Origin of the sequence: Desulfosoma sp. (genome assembly GCA_037481875.1) — a bacterium.
Classification (GTDB): domain Bacteria; phylum Desulfobacterota; class Syntrophobacteria; order Syntrophobacterales; family DSM-9756; genus Desulfosoma.
In genome coordinates this window covers 242058-263056 of record JBBFKY010000004.1, presented here as the reverse complement: position 1 = coordinate 263056, position 20999 = coordinate 242058, and the positions used below count along the sequence as shown (strand labels likewise).

20 protein-coding genes are annotated in these 20999 nt (G+C 53.6%); 8 read left to right on the top strand and 12 right to left on the bottom strand.

What is annotated here, in order from left to right:
• Positions 1 to 12: 12 nt before the first annotated feature.
• The 7 genes from WHS46_08110 (at position 13) to yihA (ending at position 6328) form a co-directional block, all read left to right on the top strand.
• Positions 13 to 1329, top strand: a complete 1317-nt coding sequence (locus tag WHS46_08110) for a histone deacetylase (protein MEJ5348639.1) — start codon at positions 13 to 15, stop codon at positions 1327 to 1329.
• 7 nt (positions 1330 to 1336) lie between these two features.
• Positions 1337 to 2377: a 23S rRNA (adenine(2503)-C(2))-methyltransferase RlmN gene (rlmN, locus tag WHS46_08105; protein MEJ5348638.1), complete on the top strand. Its 1041-nt coding sequence runs from the start codon at positions 1337 to 1339 to the stop codon at positions 2375 to 2377.
• A 65-nt stretch (positions 2378 to 2442) separates the two neighbouring features.
• On the top strand, positions 2443 to 2844 hold the full coding sequence (hisI, locus tag WHS46_08100) for a phosphoribosyl-AMP cyclohydrolase (protein MEJ5348637.1): 402 nt from the start codon (positions 2443 to 2445) through the stop codon (positions 2842 to 2844).
• Entirely contained in the window at positions 2841 to 3713 is an 873-nt protein-coding gene (gene hisG, locus WHS46_08095) for an ATP phosphoribosyltransferase (GenBank protein MEJ5348636.1), read from the top strand. The genes hisI and hisG overlap by 4 nt, the downstream gene beginning before the upstream one ends.
• A 61-nt stretch (positions 3714 to 3774) precedes the next feature.
• Positions 3775 to 4575 carry a tetratricopeptide repeat protein gene (locus WHS46_08090; GenBank protein ID MEJ5348635.1) on the top strand — a complete coding sequence of 267 codons (801 nt, stop codon included), beginning with the start codon at positions 3775 to 3777 and terminating at the stop codon, positions 4573 to 4575.
• Positions 4572 to 5726, top strand: a complete 1155-nt coding sequence (locus tag WHS46_08085; protein MEJ5348634.1) for a pyridoxal phosphate-dependent aminotransferase — start codon at positions 4572 to 4574, stop codon at positions 5724 to 5726. Before WHS46_08090 ends, WHS46_08085 begins: the two co-directional genes overlap by 4 nt.
• Positions 5723 to 6328 (top strand): ribosome biogenesis GTP-binding protein YihA/YsxC, encoded by a 606-nt coding sequence (gene yihA, locus WHS46_08080; protein MEJ5348633.1) that lies wholly within the window; start codon positions 5723 to 5725, stop codon positions 6326 to 6328. The genes WHS46_08085 and yihA overlap by 4 nt, the downstream gene beginning before the upstream one ends.
• A 68-nt stretch (positions 6329 to 6396) precedes the next feature.
• Here the strand turns inward: yihA and WHS46_08075 are convergent, their stop codons facing one another.
• From WHS46_08075 to WHS46_08065, 3 genes are all read right to left on the bottom strand, one after another.
• Positions 6397 to 6765, bottom strand: a complete 369-nt coding sequence (locus WHS46_08075) for a hypothetical protein (GenBank protein ID MEJ5348632.1) — start codon at positions 6763 to 6765, stop codon at positions 6397 to 6399.
• 104 nt (positions 6766 to 6869) lie between these two features.
• Positions 6870 to 7070 carry a hypothetical protein gene (locus tag WHS46_08070; protein MEJ5348631.1) on the bottom strand — a complete coding sequence of 67 codons (201 nt, stop codon included), beginning with the start codon at positions 7068 to 7070 and terminating at the stop codon, positions 6870 to 6872.
• Between the two features lie 15 nt (positions 7071 to 7085).
• Positions 7086 to 10502 (bottom strand): translocation/assembly module TamB domain-containing protein, encoded by a 3417-nt coding sequence (locus WHS46_08065; protein MEJ5348630.1) that lies wholly within the window; start codon positions 10500 to 10502, stop codon positions 7086 to 7088.
• Positions 10503 to 10806: 304 nt separating this feature from the next.
• Between WHS46_08065 and WHS46_08060 the strand changes: the two genes are divergently transcribed.
• Positions 10807 to 11829, top strand: a complete 1023-nt coding sequence (locus WHS46_08060) for a zinc-dependent alcohol dehydrogenase family protein (protein ID MEJ5348629.1) — start codon at positions 10807 to 10809, stop codon at positions 11827 to 11829.
• A 305-nt stretch (positions 11830 to 12134) separates the two neighbouring features.
• Here the strand turns inward: WHS46_08060 and bamA are convergent, their stop codons facing one another.
• From bamA to WHS46_08015, 9 genes are all read right to left on the bottom strand, one after another.
• Positions 12135 to 13967, bottom strand: a complete 1833-nt coding sequence (gene bamA, locus WHS46_08055) for an outer membrane protein assembly factor BamA (GenBank protein ID MEJ5348628.1) — start codon at positions 13965 to 13967, stop codon at positions 12135 to 12137.
• Between the two features lie 12 nt (positions 13968 to 13979).
• On the bottom strand, positions 13980 to 14804 hold the full coding sequence (gene ybgF / locus WHS46_08050) for a tol-pal system protein YbgF (protein ID MEJ5348627.1): 825 nt from the start codon (positions 14802 to 14804) through the stop codon (positions 13980 to 13982).
• An 18-nt stretch (positions 14805 to 14822) separates the two neighbouring features.
• Positions 14823 to 15398, bottom strand: a complete 576-nt coding sequence (gene pal, locus WHS46_08045) for a peptidoglycan-associated lipoprotein Pal (GenBank protein ID MEJ5348626.1) — start codon at positions 15396 to 15398, stop codon at positions 14823 to 14825.
• A gap of 30 nt (positions 15399 to 15428) precedes the next feature.
• Entirely contained in the window at positions 15429 to 16769 is a 1341-nt protein-coding gene (gene tolB / locus WHS46_08040; GenBank protein MEJ5348625.1) for a Tol-Pal system beta propeller repeat protein TolB, read from the bottom strand.
• 22 nt (positions 16770 to 16791) lie between these two features.
• Positions 16792 to 17724, bottom strand: a complete 933-nt coding sequence (locus WHS46_08035; protein ID MEJ5348624.1) for a TonB family protein — start codon at positions 17722 to 17724, stop codon at positions 16792 to 16794.
• Between the two features lie 6 nt (positions 17725 to 17730).
• Complete coding sequence (tolR, locus tag WHS46_08030; protein ID MEJ5348623.1) at positions 17731 to 18162, bottom strand: protein TolR; 432 nt, start codon at positions 18160 to 18162, stop codon at positions 17731 to 17733.
• Between the two features lie 11 nt (positions 18163 to 18173).
• A complete protein-coding gene (gene tolQ, locus WHS46_08025) occupies positions 18174 to 18992 on the bottom strand; it encodes a protein TolQ (protein ID MEJ5348622.1) in 819 nt (272 codons plus the stop codon).
• A 21-nt stretch (positions 18993 to 19013) separates the two neighbouring features.
• Positions 19014 to 19769, bottom strand: a complete 756-nt coding sequence (locus tag WHS46_08020) for an NAD-dependent deacylase (protein MEJ5348621.1) — start codon at positions 19767 to 19769, stop codon at positions 19014 to 19016.
• Between the two features lie 95 nt (positions 19770 to 19864).
• The gene (locus tag WHS46_08015) at positions 19865 to 20998 is read right to left on the bottom strand and encodes a transglycosylase SLT domain-containing protein (protein MEJ5348620.1); all 1134 of its coding nucleotides are present in this window, start codon (positions 20996 to 20998) and stop codon (positions 19865 to 19867) included.
• Position 20999 lies beyond the last annotated feature (1 nt).

Sequence of the window (20999 nt, the reverse complement as noted above, 5' to 3'; positions counted from 1 at the left end):
GGAGAACGGGTCATGCTTCGTGCTGCTTATAAAACCGGTTTGGTGATCTTTCCTGCTTTTGACTGGGCCATCAGCCCGACACATCCGGAGCGGGAAGAAAGGCTACTTTACACACAAGATCAGATTTTTGAGGAAGGTCTTTTAGACATTCAAGGCATTCTAGAATTTAAACCGGACCTCGCCACCATCGAAGATGTGCAACGGGTGCATTTCTGCGCGCCCGACGAACGCAGTGTGCTCACCGAAAGTCATCTCATCAGCGCCGGGGGCGCCATGACCATCGCAAAGGCCCTTATGGCCCATAAGATCGACCGAGGATTCGCCTTGGTTCGTCCACCGGGTCATCATGCCATGAGGGTTGTGCACGGTGCCCGGGGGTTTTGTAATATCAACATTGAAGCCATCATGATCGAGTACCTGCGTGATGTGTACGGTGTGGACAGGATCGCCATCGTGGACACCGATTGCCATCACGGGGACGGCACCCAGGATATCTATTGGCACGATCCGGACACTCTTTTTATCTCCATTCATCAAGACGGCCGCACCCTGTATCCCGGATCGGGCTTTCATCACGAACTGGGAGGTCCCACGGCCATGGGGGCGACCATCAACATACCCCTCCCACCCAAGACCTCGGAAGAAGGCTTTCTTCGGGCCATGGAAAAGATCGTTCTCCCCATTGTGCAAGAATTCCAGCCGGAACTTATCATTAATTCCGCGGGTCAGGACAATCATTACACAGACCCCATCACCAACATGAACTTTTCAGCCCAAGGCTACGCCACTTTGACCAGTATGCTGCAACCTCATATCGCTGTTTTGGAGGGAGGTTATTCCATCGAGGGGGCCTTACCATATGTCAATGTGGGGATCATTTTGGCTTTGGCCGGATTGGATTACAGCAAGGTCAAGGAACCGGATTACGACCCGAAACGCATTCGGCAACCAGAAGAAACTAACGCTTACATCGACCGGTTAGCTGAAGAGATTCTGGGCTACTGGCGTCGATGCCCGGAATTTATCGCCAAAAACCGTGCCACCAAGGAATTTGCTCAAAGGGAACGCACAATCTATTATGATACGGACAACATTTTGGAAAACCAAAAGGAACGCCTTCGTGTCTGCCCTGTGTGCAGCGGCGTTTTATCCATTGATTCCTTGACCGACCGAGGCTATCACATTTTCGCCATTCACATTCCAAGAAAAGCCTGTCCGGAATGTGTGGCCTTGGGTTATGAATGGTTCGATGCCGTTCATGGCCGATCTTATGATCGAGTCTTTCTGCAAGATCGCACCACCAATCGGTACTTGGTTCGAAAGGCTTAACCTGCCCATGGTCCAGGATCGTGTTTTTATCAAGGACTTTCCCCAGGAAGCTCTAGAAGCTTGGGTTGTCAGCCTTGGAGAACGGGCTTTTCGAGCACGCCAAATCTTTCGGCACCTTTACGGGCGATTGATCCGATCCTGGGAGGAATGTTCCGATCTGCCCAAGACCTTTCGCACCCAACTGGAATACGGCACCTTTTTAAACGCCCTCAGCCTCGTCGCCACCGAAGAGGCCCAGGATGGAACCCGTAAGTTTGTCTTTCGCCTTCAGGATCATCATCTCATCGAGAGTGTCCTTATTCCCGATCCTCCACGACTCACCGCATGCATTTCCAGCCAGGTGGGTTGTGCTTTGGGTTGTCGGTTTTGCCTGACGGGAACCATGGGGTTTAAAAGACAGTTGCGAACGGCGGAGATCGTCGACCAATTGATTCACATGCAGCATGTTGTCGGGTCGGAGCAGCGGATCACCAACATTGTGTTCATGGGCATGGGAGAACCTTTGGCCAACGAGGAGGCTGTGCTGCGAGCCCTCAAGATTCTTCTGGACCCCGGAGGACTCGGATTTTCGCACAGACGCGTCACGGTTTCCACGGTCGGGTTGGTGCCCTCAATGGAACGCCTCGGACGAGAAAGTCCCGTGAATTTAGCCGTTAGTCTTCATGCGGCCGATGATGAGACACGAAGCCGCCTTATGCCCATCAACCAGAAATACCCTTTGGCCGCTCTTATGGAAGCATGTCGAACCTACCCAATGCCGTCCCGAAAAAGGATCACCTTTGAGTATCTTCTTTTGAAGGGGGTCAATGACAGGCCGGAAGACGCTCGACGTCTGGTAAAGCTTCTTTCCCACGTGCGATGCAAAGTGAACTTGATTCCATTCAACCCGCATCCTGCCTTACCTTTTGAACGGCCATCGGAAGAAAGTGTTCTGGCTTTTCAGGATATTCTGCAGCAGGCCCATTTTACCGTGACCATTCGTCAGAGTCGCGGTGCCGACATTCGAGCCGCCTGTGGACAGCTGGCCGCTCGAATGGTATCTCCATAGCGTTTCACGCCACCTCTGAAGTTTATGACCCAGAGCGTCATTCGCATGCGCAAGGTGGTTCATAGATGATCAAAACACAGGAGACGACGTTGACAGAAAAACCTGATTTCGCTAAAGGAAACGGTCTGCTTCCCGTCATTGTACAAGAAGCCTTCAGCCGTCGCGTCCTTATGCTGGCTTACATGAACGAAACAGCCTGGGCCAAGACCGTGGAAACCGGGCTGGCACATTATTGGAGCCGATCTCGTAACAAGTTGTGGCTCAAGGGGGAAAGCTCGGGACATGTGCAAAGGGTTCGAGCCATGTACATAGATTGCGATGCGGACACTCTTCTCATTGAGGTGGAACAGACCGGAGCCGCCTGCCATGAAGGGTACGACTCGTGCTTTTTCCGCCGTTTGGAAAACGGCGCATTTGTGATCTGTGAAGAACGTGTGTTTGATCCCAAGGAGGTTTACAAAGCGTGAGACAGCTGATTCTCGGTATTCCCAAAGGAAGTCTGCAGGAAGCGACCATCGAATTGTTTCGAAAGTCCGGTTGGAAGATTTCGCTGACGAACCGCAATTATTTTCCGGAAATCAACGACCCGGAAATTCAGTGCAGTATCTGTCGCGCTCAGGAAATGAGCCGGTATGTGGAAAGTGGCACCTTTGATGCGGGTCTGACCGGCAAGGACTGGATTCTGGAAAACGACTCCGATGTTCATGTGGTGGCGGACCTAATCTATTCCAAAGTCAGTCAGCGTCCGGCTCGATGGGTTCTGGCCGTTCCCTATGATTCACCTGTCAAAGACGTGGCCGACCTGGAAGGCAAGAAGATTGCCACGGAACTGGTCAATTTCACGCGGCGCTATTTCGCGCAAGCCGGAGTGAACGTGCATGTGGAATTTTCCTGGGGGGCCACCGAAGCCAAGGTGATCGCCGGCTTGTGCGACGCCATCGTGGAGGTCACGGAAACCGGGGCCACCATGAGAGCCAACGGGCTGCGCATCGTCAAGGAGCTGATGCTCACGAACACCCAGCTGATCGCCAACAAATCCGCCTGGAACGACCCGTGGAAACGGGAAAAAATCGAGCAGATCAGTCTGTTGCTTCAGGCCGCTCTTCGCGCCGAAGATCTGGTAGGTCTGAAAATGAATGTGCCCAAAGGAAAACTTAACGACGTTATCGAAATCCTACCAAGCCTCACTTCGCCCACCACGGCGCATCTTTATCAGTCCGACTGGCTGAGTGTGGAAGTGGTGGTGTCCAAGCATACGGTGCGAGAACTGATTCCGCAATTGCTCAAACGGGGAGCGGAAGGCATCATCGAGTACAGTTTGAACAAGGTCATCTGAGTGGCGGGGAAAAGCGCCCGGGTTAATCTGTATGAAGCGACAAGGGGCTAAGGCACGGAACATGGTCGGGACCAGGAACAGGCTCCGGAATCTGTGGTTCGCTGCCCTGATGCTGGCTTTCAGTGTGACGGGCTGCGCCCCATTGCCCTCTTCGGAACAAGATCCCTCGGCCTGGATGAGCGGAGAAGAACTGCAGGCTCTAGGGGATAAGTTTCTGGCTGCCGGAGACACGGGACAAGCCTTACAGTATCTGGTGGCCGCAGAAAAAAAGGATCCGAAAAACCCTCGTATTCACTATAGCTTGGCTTTGGCCTACGCGGCACGCCGATTGCCCGACCAGGCTTTGGCGCACTTTCTCAAGGCTTTACAACTGAAACCCGATTATTCTGAAGCTCACAACGCTTTGGGAGCCTTTTATGCTGAGCAAGGGTTGAAGGACAAGGCAATGGAGCATTTCCAAAAAGCTCTAGCGAACCCGTTCTACCGGACTCCTGAAAAGCCCTTGTACAATTTGGGACGTCTCATGATGGATCAGGGACGCTATGCGGAAGCTGTGGCCTATTTCGATGAAGCGCTCCATTTCCAGAACACCTACGCTGAAGCCCATCTTTATCGAGCCAGGGCCCTGGAAGCTCTGGGAAGACGAGCCGAAGCGCGCCACGCTTACAAGGCAGCCGTGACTTACGGACCTCAGTCGGCGGACGCTCAATTTCACTATGGCCGCATCTGCGCAGCCGAAGGCCGCAGCGAAGAGGCTATTGTGGCTTTTCGTCGTGTCTTGCAGATCGCGCCTGGAACGCCGCTGGCCGATGCCGCCGACATTTTTCTTCGCAAGCTCGAAAACGAGAGGCAGATGCCATGATTTGCCGTCGAGTGCGAGACGTCAAACCGTTTCTGGTGATGGATGTTCTGGAAAAGGCTCAGGCCATGGAGCGGGCCGGGGAAAAGGTCATCCATTTGGAAGTGGGTGAACCTGATTTTCCGGCTCCGAGAGCCGTCCTAGAAGCCGCCGTCGAAGCCTTGCAGCGCGGAGAAACTCATTACACACACAGTTTGGGACTCTGGCGTTTGCGGGAAGCTCTATGCACCTACTATGCGGAAAATTACGGTGTCACCGACCTGGAACCCGATCAGTTTTTGGTCACTTCCGGATCTTCTCCAGCCTTTCTCGTGGCTCTCAGCACCCTGGTCGATTGCGGTGACGAAGTCATTCTTTCAAACCCTCACTATGCATGTTATCCAAGCTTTTTGACCTTTCTTGACGCAGTTCCCAAGCTGGTTTCCGTAGAAGAAGACGACGGCTTTCAGCTAAGAGCCGAGGCGGTTCGCCAAGCCATAGGACCTCGAACCCGTGCGGTGCTCATCAACTCGCCGGCAAACCCCACGGGAACCCTCATGGACAAGGAACATCTGGAGGCGTTGGCCGATTTGGACCTCTGGATTCTCAGTGATGAAATCTATCACGGGCTTGTCTATGAAGGCCGAGCCCATTCCATCCTGGAATTTACACGAAAGGCCATTGTCCTTAACGGCTTCTCCAAACTCTTTGCCATGACCGGGCTGCGGCTCGGTTTCCTCGTGGTGCCCAAAGACTTGGTCCGCCCCATGCAAGCCTTGATGCAGAACTTTTTCATTTCCGCCAACTCCGTTTCTCAATGGGCCGGTCTGGCGGCTTTGACGGTGCCCGAAGTACGGAACGATGTGGCTCGAATGGTGCGCATCTACGATGAGCGACGTCGTTTCATGATTCAAAGACTCCGTGCCATGGGTTTTGGTATTACGGTGGAGCCTACCGGAGCTTTTTACGTTTTTGCCAACGCAAAAAAGTTTTCCACCGATTCCTTAGCTTTGGCTTTTGAGATTTTGGAAAAGGCCCGTGTGGGGGTCACTCCGGGCGTGGATTTCGGAAGTCGCGGAGAAGGATACCTACGGTTCAGTTACGCCAATTCCTTGGAAAACATTGCCGAAGCCATGGATCGACTCGAACGTTTCCTCGCCCAACGCAGCTCATGATGTGTCCGCAGCCTGTGATTCGATCCGCGGTGTTCGTCACATCCGCCGTGTCCCCTCAGGGGTATCCTCAGGAAGGAATGCCGGAAGTGGCCTTTGCAGGTCGATCTAATGTGGGGAAATCTTCTCTGATCAACACCTTGCTCGGTCGAAAAAAACTCGTGCATACCAGCTCCACGCCGGGCCGCACCCAGACCATTAACTTTTTCCGTATTAATGATGCCTTTTTCTTCGTAGATCTTCCCGGGTACGGCTATGCCAAGGTTCCACAACACGTTCGGGAACAATGGGGACCCATGGTGGAAAAATATCTTACATCACGCCGAGAACTGGTCGGCTTGGTGCACATCATGGATCTGAGACATCCGCCCACTCCCGATGACCTGCAACTCTGGAACTGGTTGCAAACCCAGGGACGGCACGCTGTGCCCGTGCTAACCAAGGCGGACAAGGTTCCTCGAGGTAAACGACAGCAGCAGTTGCAGATGGCGGCTCGCCTTCTTGGACTCCCTGCAACGGAAATTGTCCTCTTTTCGGCGACTACTCGAGAAGGGCTCGAAGCCCTATGGACCAAAATCCTACCCTGGGTTTCAAAGCCTATCTGAACCAATGCCAAAGGCTGTCTTTCAGCAATCCCACCTGGTGAAAAGGAAACCCGGCCTTGGACTTGGTGCTACTCGTCGTAGGCGGCTTGGCCGAATTCGGGTACTCGCCGAAGCACACGATAGGTTCCTTTGTCCTTGAGAGAATACTTGAGCCCCTGAAAAGTGAATTCGTCTTGGTATCCAAAAGGGAGACCTAGGTCTTGAGCTTCCGAAATGCTTTCCATGATAAAGGAGAGTACTTTGGCGTATTCCAGGACCGATTCGGAAATGTTACGAGTATCAATCCAGATTTCTTTGAGCCCAAAAAGGCGCGAGAGACCTTCCGTGTGAAATCCATCAGCATGAGGGTCACGAACGACTGAAATGACCTGTTCGGGTTTCTTTTGATTTTGGACTTTGAGCAGTTCAATCTTTCTTTCTGACGCTGTCGTTTCCATAGGTATCCTTTGTTTTCCCACGTAGGTCCATGTTTCGTCGGCTCTTGCCCAAGGAACAACGCGACCTTCTCACCGCCCCTTTTTCATTCGTGCCGGAGATCACATCACAACTGAGGTTTATCAGATTCCGCAAGACAAAGATTTCGAAAACAGCATTCCTCCTGGTCGCAATAACCCTGAGCGGTGCCGAAGCAGTCGAAGTTTCCTTCAGCCCTTTGGATCTCTCTAATAAGATCCGCTTTCTTTTTCCCAAAAGAATTGATCCCCAATGCCTTGGCTTTCGCTCGAATTTCTTGCATCTTCATAGGTCAACACCTTTTTTATTTGCCGAAATCATAGCGGAAAAACACATCCACCCCTGCACGATCCTCCCGACCGACCTGGCTTTCCACGGAAAGGTATCGGTTCACTCGGTATTCCGCGCGCAGTTCATCGTCCTTGTCCCCTTCGAGGCTCTTTTGGTAAGTGACGTAGAGTTCCGGGGTCAGGTATTTGCCGATCTCCAAAACGCTGCCGTTTTCGGTTCCCTTAATATCCACGGCATCCGGTGAAAGAGGCATACCACTCAGAAGGCTTTTCACCACTGGTGTGGTTCCTCCCCATGCAAACTGGACACCTCGGTCCCGTAGATCCTGGGTTTGTCTGGGATTCAAATCCTTTGCCGGGCGACCGTAAAGCAGCATGGAAACGATATCCACTTGGTCCATTTCCGGCGTACTGGAAAAGACTAGCGTAGGGCGACTGATCTGTCCTGTCAGAGACGCCGTGATACTCACATCCCGTAAATCCTTCTGGCATGTCAAGGATAGAAACGGATCCGGAGGGGTTTGTCCTCGAAATGTCACTTCCCCTTCAACAACTTTCATACGCACCCCTTGAAAGACGTATTCACCTTTGGAAGTCCCCAAGGTCCCAAGAAGCTGAAGTGGGCCGTTTTGAACCTTATGCAGGGTCACCCCCCCTTGCACCTCGGCTTCCAACCCGAATCCGCGCACCCAGGTACCCTTTGAAGGCAAGTGAATCTGAAGCTGCATCCCCACACTTTGGAAAACTTCGTGCTTACGTACCTGGCCACGAGGTCTGCCAAGAAGCACCTTGGATCCCTGGCTGGTTTCCTCCACGAGACGTATGTGGCGGGCGACGTCCTTTTCCAGTTCACCCAGGCTGATGGAAGCCCTCGTGAGATTGACTTCCCCGACAATGTTCGGGGCAAATGCGTATCCGGCCTGAGAAATCGTGCCACGCACCGCACCTTGTCCCACTATGCCAAAAATTTCGGGAAACTGCACTTCATCTGCGGCGACATGCAGCGTATAGCCTGCAAACCTAGTTCCTGGAAACAAAACTTCCCCGTAAGCCCGTCCGCGACTGCCTAGCAGAGTAAACTCAGCGTTTTCAATGTGAACCGAGGATCCTTCAGCACGCCATTGAATGTCCAGATCATGGATCTTCTGTTTCCAGCCTGGCCAAAGAAAAGAAGCACCTGTGATCGTGCCTGAACCCTCCAGCCTGGGATTCGTGACAGAACCCACAAGACGGCCATCGAAGGAAGCCAAGCCTTTAAGCTCTTCTAAGGGGATCAAGACATTCAGCTTTTCCAGCGCAACATTCCGAGCCGCGAATCGTAGCTGCCCTTCTCCACCTTCACGAAGCCGACAAATCCAGGGTGAAAGTCGAAGCTCCACAGGCCAGCTTCCTTCCAGCAGCATGGGAGTGTTTAAGAACGGACTCTGAAATTCCCCTCGAAATGTCAGCCATCCTGTTTCATAACGCCCAGAAAAGGTGGTGGATACCTGTTCAAGACCCGGTACGGATATCTGTGTCAGGGTCCCGTGAAAAAGCATGCTGGGATTTTCCAGAGCCCCGCGAAAGCTGACCTGAGCTTCCAGACGCCCCTGAAGCGTTTTTTTAAGCGCTTCACCCAAGGTGAAGGACTGTTGAGAAAAAACCTTTGGTAGCCAATGGGCCAGATTCATGTTTTTTGCTCGTAGGGTCAGATTCAAAGGTTGAGAAGTTCCAAGGATTCCCTGAAGTTGAACCTCTTCCGTTTCGCGGCTTAGACGAAGCGCCGAAATATCCACAGACCCTTCGCCAGCTCGAATCTCTCCCTGCAGCCCATACCTTTCTCCGGCCACGGAAAAATCGCCCTTTTCAATGCGAAAAAGCTTGAGCGGACTCTGTAGGGATTCCATTCTGCCTTGAACACTTAGCCGTTCAAGCCCCGCAAGGCCTTTCCCCTGGGCCTCAAAGTCCACCGTGTTGGACAATCCATTCTGACGCAGAGTGAGGGAAAGAAAATCTCCCGCATAGCGTCTGTAACTCAAGGTGGAAAATTCCAAAGCAAGCTTTCTCGATCCCTGAAGAATGGAAAGGCTTGAAGTTCCATCAATCCCCACAGTCTTGGCTCGAAAGCTTCCAATGATCACATCCCGTGCCGTCATGCGCCCCGACCAATTAAGGTTCGGCCAGGTTCCTTGAAGTTTACCGTTTCCCGAAAAAAAACCCATCAGACTATGATTGGGTAGCAGATCCTGCAGGAGAACCAAGGGCACCTGATCGGCTTTGATGGAGAGATCCAGTGTCGGAACGACTTTTTCCGAAGTCGTCTGTTTTGTGAAACTCACAGTGCCCACCGTTTCAAAAGCGCATGCGTTCTCACACCGAGCTGCAGCACGGCGCACCGTGAGAAGATCCCCTTGAAGATCCATGTCCAGGACAATTTGTTGCAAAAGAAGGTTTCCCGAACCGTACCGGCCTTGAGACACGGAAAGGGATAATTTCGTCTGGCTGCCTTGCTTGTGTTCCAGGACCATTTGAACCTTTCCTGAAAAATCCGAAGATCCCTTTAAGCCCCAAGGCAACTTCGACCCTGTCACCGAAGCATCCGTTTTGAAAAGCATGGCTTCCTTGGAAAAGGTTCCGAAGCCGGTCCCCACAAGATGCCCTCGAGCTTGTCGAAGATCGTATCGAGCCTGCAGCCTTGGCCATAGACCTTCGATTTCGATGACACCTTCCGTTGTTTCTCCAAGGGCTTGGCCCTTTTCCCTTTGCTCCAAAACCTTGACCGGCCGTTGCCATGATTTGAGCTGAATCTGGGCCGACAGATTTCCTTCAGGAAAAGTGTTCCATGTTCCGCGAATTATTACGCGCGATGTTTCATTGAACGTCGCTTCCAGAGTGTCCAGCCGAAGGGTTCCGTTCTCCCAAAAAGCCTTTCCCGCAAAAGTCCAGGTACCGGAAATCGGGGTTCGAAGTTCCATGCGCCACGGCTCAAAAAGCACTTCCACACCTGATCGGTCCCCTTCAGACCATCGATGGAGACGCAGTTTTCCCGTGATGTCGGACATGTCCAGCACACGGCGTTCCCCTTGAAACCCTTGAATGCGCCCCGCAATCATGGCCACCTGAGTGGAAGGCCACAAAGGCCATCGTCGCGGCGTCTCGTCTCCTCCTTTGTCGTCTCGATGCGGGGACAGAGGAATACACCATCGACCGTCTTCGAATCTCTCCAGTCGCAAAAAAGGCTTTTCAAGTGTGACATCGTGGACGGACACATGGGGTTTGAACCAGCCGAGACGGTACTCCAATTGCACGAAGTCCGTGGAAAACACCACAGTTCCGTTCGTTTCCACGGAAACGTCTTTGAGACGAAGACTTCCAAAAGGGGACCAGCGAAAACCACCTACGGCCACGTCCGCACCGGTTTCTTGCTGGATTCGGTCAATCAAGATTTTCAAGACCCGTTCTTGGATCCCAGGTGTGTGGATCAAAATCACTCCCAAAAGCGGCACGATAAGACAAAAGGCGCCGAGAAGCATCAGGGCTTTGAACACACCCGAAAATATCGAAAACCTGGGCAATGGGCTCGGTGTTTTCGTGGAGTTCGATGGCGTTTTTGCTTGACCTTTCATGAATCCCACGGTTCGATCATCCCTGAATGGGGTTTGGTTTTTGATGTTTCAACATGGATCGATTATCGATCACTCGGCTCTTCAAATCAACTCATGTTCACGTCTTTTTATCTTGACGAAAGGATGCGCCATGAAAGCCATGGTCTTACATCGGTGCGCGCCCGTTGAAAACAACCCCCTTGTCCTAGAGGAACTCCCCGATCCCGAACCATCTCAAGGAGAAATTCGTGTGCGTGTCTTGGCCTGCGGTGTGTGCCGTACCGATCTTCACGTAGTGGAAGGAGAATTACCGCCCTTAGGCCATGCCGTTATTCCAGGTCATCAGATCGTGGGGCGTGTGGATAAAAGGGGTCCAGAAACTCATCGTTTTCGTGAAGGAGACCGCGTGGGCATCGCGTGGCTTCGGCACACCTGCGGCACATGCCGTTATTGTTTGGAGGGCAAAGAAAATCTTTGTGAAAAAGCTCTTTTTACAGGCTATCACGCCCCGGGAGGCTACGCGACGCATGCCGTTGTTCATGAAGATTTCGCCTATCCTATTCCGGACAACCTGTCCGATGCCGAAGCCACGCCTTTGCTTTGCGCCGGCATCATCGGGTATCGCAGCCTTAAACGGGCTCTTTGCGGCCCCTTGAACCGTCATGAACGGAACACTTCTCGCACTTTGGCCCTTTACGGCTTTGGATCTTCCGCCCATATCGTCCTGCAGATCGCTCGGTATTGGGGTTATGAAGTCTATGCCGTCTCACGCACCGAGCGCCATCAAAAGCTCGCTCTGGAACTGGGTGCGGTATGGGCGGGGCCTTCCGCCAAGGATCTTCCCGTCAAGGTTCAGCACGCCATTGTGTTCGCACCGGCGGGTCCTCTGGTCCTAGACGCGCTGGAACACCTGGACAAAGGGGGCACTTTGGCCCTCGCCGGTATTTACATGACCCAAATTCCACCGATGGATTACGAAAAGCATCTGTTTTACGAAAAAAACATTCACAGCGTGACCGCCAACACACGGCAGGACGCTTTGGAACTTCTGGAAACAGCAGCTGCTGTTCCTGTGCGTCCTACCGTACGAACCTATCCTTTGACGGCCGCCAATGAGGCTCTTCAGGACCTCAAAGCGGACCGGATTGAAGGCACAGGAGTCCTTCTTCCTTAAGACCGGCCGACAATGCCGCCTATGAAGGACAGATCTTTGGAGTGTCTGGCGCTCCAATGCAATCCGTTACGTGAGAAGATCAGCCTGAAAGTGATCACAGAGATCTTCCTGGTCGTGAACGTCTCCACTATTGAAGGACCAGCAGTAGGTAAGCAAAAACACCCCATCTTTCCGTTGAAAGTTTATGCGAGCGGCCTTACAAACGAATCCTGCTGATATGAATCCCATGGCAACGCCTTATTCTTTTAGTATGGAGCGCAAAGGAAGCACCGTGTCGTAAGCCAAACGGTGAGTCAGAGACGGAATCAAAAGGCTTGTCCGATACTCAAGTGGATTTGATAACGGTTGAAAAAATCCTGGTCTGGGGGGTTGAGTTGGTATCCGAAATCCAGGCGTAGAGGTCCCACGGGGGTTTTGTAACGAAGGCCAGCGCCGACGGTGGAACGCAACCGGTCCCAGAGAAACTCATATCGGGTTTTAAAGACGTTGCCCGTATCCATAAAAAGGACTCCCTCCCAGGATCTTTTCAGAGGAAAACGCCATTCACCGCTTAATTCCAGGAGGGTCAATCCCCCCAGAGGGTTTCCGTCCTCGTCCAGGGGTCCCAGTTTTTGGTACGGGTATCCTCGAATGCTGGTGCTTCCTCCGCTGAAGTAGCGCTTGAAGATGGGAATACGAGCGGTGTCTTCAATTTCAGTGATACTGCCCCATTTAGCTCGAAAAGCCAGCACTCCCAAAAAATCTATGGGCACATAAGCCCGTCCTTCCAGGCCGACCTTGACAAACGCCACCTCGGAACCCAAAGGAGATCCTCCCCATTCCAGCCTTTGGAAAAATTGGACCCCGCGCCGAGGATCCAAAATATCGTCCACTTTCTGGTAAGTCGCTCCAAATAGCAGTGAGGACACAAAGTACTCTTCCCCTTTTTGGTCACTGGGTCGAATGCTCTTGGAAGAGATATCCACATCCACCAAACGGTTCGCTTCCACATTGGGTCCGGCGTTCAGAAGCCAATGCTCACTGATCTGCCAGCTCAGCTGAGGTCTTAGGAAATACTGTTCGTTTTCATAGCTTTCCTGCATCTCACGGGAGACCCCGCCGGCGACCGTCAAGCGAAAGGGATCCCAAAGAAAATGGGGCTGTGTCAGGCGTCCCTCGAAGAACCGGACTAGCGAACTCGCCTTGGCATCCAGTTCCAGATTTCGACCTTCCCCAAGAAAATTGCGGTATTCGTACCCGAGACGACCTCGAAGATGATCTTCCGTCCCATACCCCGCTCCCACACGCACGCTCTGGCTCTTCGCTTCCTTGACCACGACGGAAACCGGCACTTCAACGCCGGTGGATTCATCCAAAAGGGGCTGAATGTCCACGTAGCTGAACAAATGAAGGTCCATGAGGCGTTTTTGAGAATCGCTTAAAGCCTTGGCCCGGTACCGCTCTCCGGGTCGAAAGGTCAGCTCCTTGAGGATCAAGGCTGTTTCCACGCGGCGGTTGCCTTCGACGCGCACGGGACCAAAAAAACAGGCAGGACCCAGAGTCACATGGACCTGAAGACGCGCCGTCTTCATTTCCTTGTCCATCGTGCCCGTGGTTTCCACCGTCGCTCGTGGATATCCCCACAGACTCAGATAGTGCCGAACGGTTTTTTCGGTGTCGTAAAAATCCGGGGATGTAAAGCGTCGCCCTTTCTTAAGCGGTATGATCTTGGCGAGCTCCTCATGCCAGGGGCTCAGCTCCGCACCGTCCACAGTGAGATCCACACTCTCCACCATGACGGGTCGGCCTTCATCCACCGTGATCTCCAAAATCACTTCCCGGCCGCCCAGAGGGATCAGACGATGCCCGGTGATGCGAGCGTCATAGAACCCCTGGCTTCTGTAAAATTTTTCAAGCTGCTCCACGTCACGCTGCAGCACGGCTTCCTTCAGAGGAAACCCGCGCCCCCAGCGAAAACGTTTCGCCTGGGTTTCCATGATTTTTTCCAGGCGATTCGGTTCAAAACTCTTGACACCCACAAAACGGATAAAGCGAACGGCGGGGGAAACCGCCGTCTGCCCGTGAAGCGACGGCGGCCAGGCCAGCATCAGGAGGGAAAGAGCCACGCCGATGAACAGTCGGCAAAGGCGATTGCTCAAAGTGACGCCCTGTTACTTGAGTCTTTCAAGCCATTGCTTGGCCACTTGGGCTTGAGGGCTTTTGGGGTACTGCTGCAGGACACGCTCGTAAAGAATGCGTGCCGCGGTGGTGTCTCCCAATTTCTCAAAAGCGGCCCCCTGCTTCAAAAGCGCGTGCGGAGCCTTGTTTCCCTTGGGAAACCGATCCAAAACCTCTTGGTAACTGTTAATGGCTTCCTGATAACTTCCCATCATCAAATAACATTCGCCCGTCCAAAATAGAGCGTTGTCCATAAGTTCGGACGTGGGATAGCGGCTCATAAACTCTTTGAATTTTTGTAAAGCCGCGGCATGATCCCCTTTCTGGAAAAGGGCCATAGCGCTGTTGTAGAGATCTTTTTCAGGGCTCGGCGCCGGAGCCGCAGGTGCTGGAGCGGCCGTTGCCGAGGGTGCACCGTCTGGGGCTTTTGCCGGAGCAGGAACCCCTGGAATGGAAATCACCGGCTGATCCGAAGGTGGTTTGGCAACCGATGTTTCCTGCGGCACTTGCTGCTGCCGATAGCGCAGTTCCTCGATCTGCCCTCTGATCTGCCCCAAATCCATCTGCATTTGATCCATGCGGGCATTCAAGGCGGCCAGGCCCCCAGGGCCGGATCCCGTCGAGCCTTTGGCCCCGAAGACCGCCTGCTCCAGCTTTTGCACCCGATCATCCATTTGTTGAACCTGCATCTGCAAGCCGGCAAGTTGGCTCTGGAGCCTGGTGCTTTCCTGTGTGGAAGCGCATCCTGCAAGAATCATGAACACGCCAAACACACATCCAAACCCAAAGACTCCGAACCGCCGTCCCTCGCCGCCCATGGACCGCTCCTTTCCCCTTTAGAACTGCACCACGAAATGAGCCCTTCGGTTCTTAGCCCACGAGGCTTCATCATGACCGAGAGCAATGGGGCGTTCCTCCCCGTAACTGATCATGTTCAATCGAGAAGGCTCAATACCGGAATTGACCAGGTACTGCCAAGCACTGTTGGCACGCCGCTCTCCCAGAGCCAGGTTGTAATCATTGGTGCCTCTTTCGTCACAGTGCCCTTCAATGGTGATATGCACGGCGGGGTAACGTCGCAGAAAATCCACCTTCTTGTCCAATATGGCCTTGGCTTCATCCATGAGCACATAAGCATCAAATTCAAAGTGAATGTCCTCGTTTTGGAATTCGTCCATTTCCTTCAGGAACCTCTGGCGCTCTTCTTCCGTGCGCAATCCCAATTTTTGCCAGGTGGCTTCGTCGATGGGACCTCCCGGAGTGTACCGGCCGGTACCCGGTCCCATAGGCGTTGTGGCCGTCGTCGGATAGGTTGCCTGTCCGGGCACAGCTTTCTTGGAACATGCCCCCAGGCTGAGAATGGCTAAAAGCGTGCAGCACCAGATTCCAACCCCCATCACACGATGATTCATAGAACCCTCCCTGGTTTGAGCATCAAACATTTACCGATTAGATCGCGGCGACCAACTCGGTTGGCTCTGAGCCCCTACCAATCGAGTCAACCGCCTTAGACCCTCTCCGTTCACAGCCATGGCCCAGATGGAACTGGCACCCTCACGCGTGGAACTGAACGCAAGGAGGCGTCCGTCAGGAGACCATGTAGGACTTTCGTTGGAACCCTGCCCATGGGTCAAAGCCCGCAACCCTGAACCATCCGGGCGAATGATGTAAATGTTGTGTATGCCTCCCGTCGCACCGGAAAATGCAATCCAGTCCCCTTTTGGAGACCATGCAGGCGATGTGTTGTACTTTCCTTCATAAGTCAGTCGTTTTTTATTCCCGCTGGCCACATCCAGCACATAGATGTGAGGGTTTCCCGATTCGTTGGAAACATAAGCGATTTTGGATCCATCGGGGGACCAGGTCGGGGAAACCTCGATACCCCAGCCGCTCACCAGTTTTTGCACAACCGATCCCTGCGAGTCGATAAGAAAAATGTCCGGGTTTCCATCTTTGGAAAGGGTCACGGCAAGGCGTCCCCCCGACGGATACCATGCCGGCGTGATGTTGATCCCCGTGTAACCGCTCAAGGCCCGGCGAACTCCCGAGAGGATGTTAGCCACGTAAATCTTCGGGGATCCTTCCAGGTAGCTGACGAAAGCCAACTGGGTTCCGTCGGGACTCCAGGCTGGAGACAAAGCCGTGCTGCCGTCTCGAGTGATCGCCGTCAGGTTGCGGCCGTCCACATCCATCACATAAATTTCCTTGGTGTCTCCTTCGGCTTGCACAAAGGCGATGCGAGAATCAAAGATACCCGGTTCCCCGGTAAGAGCGGCCATGATTTCATTGGCGATACGATGGGCCACGGCAACGGCATCGGCCACCCGGGCTTCATAGGCTTTTCCGACGACGACTTTTTGGGAAACCACGTCAAAAAGTCGAAACTCCGCATTCAAACTTCCCGAGCGCACTTCATAGAGGCCCCGCACAAGGAATTCCGCTCCGACAGCCTTCCACGTATCAAAACGAATTTCTGAAGGCAAAACTCCCATCTGCTGCGGAGATTCAAGGAAACCGGCTGGATCCAACACCTTGAAATATCCGGAAAAGTCCAAATCGGAACGAATCACTTCGGCCATTTCTTTTGCCAAGGCCGCTTCTTGATTTCCCTGCATCTTGAAGTCCGGAACCGCGATGGGCAGTTTGACAAAGCCCGGTTGTGTAATGTCGATGTAAACCCGTTCCGCAGACCATACCGAAAACGCCGGCAGACACGTCACGGCTGCCCATGTACCAAGAAAACATATCCAAAAACCAAATCCTCGGCGCCCTCTTTTACCCATGTCCTTTTCCACAAGAAAACGTTCAGGCCAAATCCTCAGGTCGAAAACGCACGCCGATTTCATCTCGAGGCGGACTGTAGATGTCTGGAAATTTCGGTAACGGATCCGCCTTTTGAATGGCTCGGAGGACGGAATCGTCAAAGAGCTGATTGCCGGATCGCTTTTCAAACTGCATCTTTTCAATCTTGCCATCCCGGCGCACCACGATGACCACCACGGCTTCCAGTCCCTTTTCGTTAATCAGGGACTTGGGAAGCACCCACTGCCTCTTGATGGCTGCCCAAACTTCCGTGTAGTACAAGCGTCGCGCCAAGGCCAACTGATCCCCGGCACCTTCAGGACCTGAAGGTCCGGAAGCTCCTTTGCCCGATCCCGAAGTCGCACCCGAAGCCCCTGACATACCGGAGCCGGAAGTGGGCGTCTTTGCGGAAGTTTCTTTAGAATCCGAAGACGATGCGGGTCCTTCGGAGGCCTGTTTTCCTGGAGTCCCTTCGCGGATGGCTGGAGTTTTGGGCCGTTGCGCCTTTTCCTTGGGCAAAAGCTGCTCGACACTTTTCTCTATGGAAGGCTTTTCCATGGGTTCCAGCTTGGGGCTCAAGCTTGTCTCCAGTTTTTCCACCTTGGCTTCAGACATTTTGAAACTGTCTGCAAGCCGTTTTACGGGCACCACGGGAACCGATGGAGCTTCCTTTCGTGGTGCCGATGCCGGAGCCGATGGAGCCTTCACCTTGGTTTGAGGCCCTGTGGCACCGGATCCCGCATCCAGGCCCACTTCACCCGCGCTGACCAATTTCACGGCATAAAACGGCATTTCCACGGGCTTTCGGGGAAGCACATGAGGCAAAAAGACCACCCCAAAAACCATGGCCACATGGACGATCAAAGAAACCGCCATGCCAAAGACCACGTCTTGACGAGGAAGACGCAAACGATCAAAAGCGTCCGCAGCCGTCATCAGTCCTTACCCACTCGCTGCCTTTTCATGTTTTTCCGCCGACTCCGTCACCATTCCTATCTGATCGATACCCGCCTGCCGAATGGTGCCCATAACTTCCATGACGAAGCCGTAAGGAAGGGAGGCATCGGCGCGCAAGAAAACTCCCTGTTTGCCCCCTTTATTCTTGTATATGGCACTCAATTTGGGTCCAAGGGTATCCATGTCCACGGCATACTCATTGATATAGACCTTTCTCTGAGCGTCCACCGTCACCACCAACCTTTCCTCTTCCGTAGGAATGGCGGGTGCTTCCGCATTGGGTAGGTCCACATCGATACCCTGCATCATCATGGGAGCCGTGACCATGAAAATGATCAAAAGGACCAACATCACATCCACAAAAGGCGTGACGTTGATTTCCGACATGAGCTGTCGCCCGGATCCGTTGGTTTTCATGACGGTGACTCTCAGCGCGACGTGCGGACAACGGCCGGGGCTTCTTCGGCATTTTCCTTGGACTGCATCAAGGATCGCCGCACCCATTCCCTTTTCAGCACCGCGTAAAGATCCCCGGCAAAATACTGCATTTGCCCCTGAATCGCCTGGATACGATTCATAAAGTAATTGAAAAAAATCACTGCGGGAATGGCGGCAAAAAGACCGATGGCCGTCGCCACCAGGGCTTCCGAAATGCCAGGGGCCACCACGGCTAGGTTCGCCGCCCCTTTCAATCCAATCTGATGAAACGACGTCATGATTCCCCAAACGGTACCGAACAGCCCGATAAACGGAGCCGTATTGCCCGTAGTGGCCAACAGGGGTAGAAACCGCTCCAGTCGCCGTGTTTCCAGCAGCATGGCACCTTCCATGGCTTTTTCCACCGTGCTCAGGGCTTCTTCCCCATCACATGCCCCGGGTTCCGCCGAGGCCAAAGATTCCAAGATTTTCGTCACGCGTCCCCATTCGGTGTAACCGGAGCGAAACACCTGAGCCAGGTAACTTTCGCTGAGAAGCTGACTTTCCCGATACAAAGCCCCAAAGTTTTTTTTCTGGCGATAAAGGTCGTAAAAATCTTCCGATTGCTTTTCCGCACGCCGAAAGAGCTTGAACTTCAAAAGCACCACACCCCAGCAGGCCAAGGACATGCATACCAGAATCAACATCACCAGTTTGACCATGGGGCCGGCGTTCCAAATCATGTCCGTCACGCCATTGGCGGCGTCAGCCTTTGACGCCGCCGCCAGGACGCTCACCATCACAGGCACAAACACGGTTAAGAAAAACATGAAAATTCCACTCACTTTCTGTCACCGCCGATCCATGGACAGTCCCATCGACGAAACAATGGCCGGCAGAGCCTGTCCTGCCGGTAAAGCGACGTAAAGATCCGTGTGCAATGAGGTCAGTTCTGTCGGGTTCGGGTTCACCTCAATGAGGAAAGCCCCTCGGCTTTTGGCCATGAGAGGCAAGTGCGATGCCGGAGCCACGGTCGCCGAAGTCCCCACCACCAGGAGAAGATCACAGCTTTCCATCATATGGACCGCCTGAAGATACGCCGATCGCGGAATGCCCTCTCCAAAAAAGACAAAATTGGGCCGCATGGGCCCACCGCAGGCGCATCGAGGAGGCAAGTCTTGCAGTTTGAGTGCTTCCCTGGGCACCTCTCGTCCGCACTGGTCGCAGCGAGCACTTCGCCCATGCCCATGAAACTCCACCACGTTTCGGCTGCCCGCTTTCTGATGCAAACTGTCCACATTTTGGGTGATCACACCTTTCAGGCGGCCTTCCCGTTCCAGGGCAGCGAGAGCGTAATGGGCCGGGTTGGGGGGCGCCTCGTGGAGCATGCGGTCCATATCCACCAGCATTCGCCACACTTTGCCGGGATTGGCACGAAAAGACCGAATGTCCCCGTATTCCAGCGGGTCGTATTTAGACCATAACCCACCGGGGCTTCGAAAATCGGGTATGCCGCTTTCGACGGAAATGCCGGCACCCGTAAGCGCCACAGCCCAGGTACTGGCCGCAAGGCGCTCCGCCGCCTCTTTGATCACCGATGCCTGCATGGGAAAGCCTCAGTTCAACCTACAGACTCAAGGAACTCAGCCGTTGCATGGTAATGGTGTTCTTCCGGCCTTGTCAAGGATCCCCCTGGAATCCCTCAGCGTTGAATGCGCAGTGTCTGTCCGGGTTTAATCGTCGCATCCTTGAGTCCGTTCCATTGCTTGATGTCCGCAAGCGAAACACCGTATCGGTTTGCAATTTGGCTCAGGGTTTCTCCTTGGGTCACCCTATGAAAGATCACTTCAGGGGTTTTGTCACTCGCCTGAAAGGATTCCAGATCTTGTTCCAGAGCTCGGCCGTGTCCTTCCGGCACACGCACTCGATGAGTTCCCGGTGGAATGGTCGTGGTGGTAAACATCGGGTTGAGCCTCTTAAATTCCCTGAAAGTGATGCCGGCTTTTTGAGCGACGGCCACGATGGGTACCGCCGAACGCGCGTTGAGGGTCACCACATCGACCCGCTCCGGAGGATACCCGGCTCCGGGCGGCAGATAATACCCGTATTTCTGCGGGTTCGAAAGCACCGTCTTGATGGCTAAAATACGAAACACATAGCGTTCCGTTTCCAAAGGAAGTTTCAGCTGATAGTAATCGCTTACCCTCTGAAAGACCATCTCATCGGAAACCCGCTTTTCGCCGCAATTATATGCCGCGAGGGCTAAAGCCCAATTGTTGAACCGACGGTAAAGGTCCGCCAAGTAGCGCAGCGCACTGTCGGTGGCCATTTCAAAATCATAGCGTTGATCCAGCTGGAGGCTTTGGTCGAGGCCATAGCGGCTTCCCGTGGAGGGAATAAACTGCCACATGCCTGCGGCTCCCGCTGGAGAGACGGCTCCGTGCTGCAAATCGCTTTCGGCTACGGCCACATATTTCAAATCGTCAGGAAGGCCTCTTCGTCGGAGTTCTTGTTCAAACCAGGGGAAAAACCGCTCCGCCCTTTTGAGCCACAAATACACCTGAGCGTGCGAATACACCACAATGGTAAATTCCCGATCAAAGCGTTCCTTGACGTCTTGCAGATGCATCGGGACCGGCTCACCGCACAAGTCCAGTGTTTCGGGGGGGGCCACGTAAGGCGCCATGAAAGCCGAAAACTGAGGCGGAGCTGAGGGTTGAGCCAAGGGCGGCGGCACCGAAGCCGAGGTAGGTTCCTGGGTCTGCTTGGTCGCCATTCCTGTACAGGCAAAAACTGCCAAGCTCACCATGGCCGTGAGCACCATTCGCCAACGCATG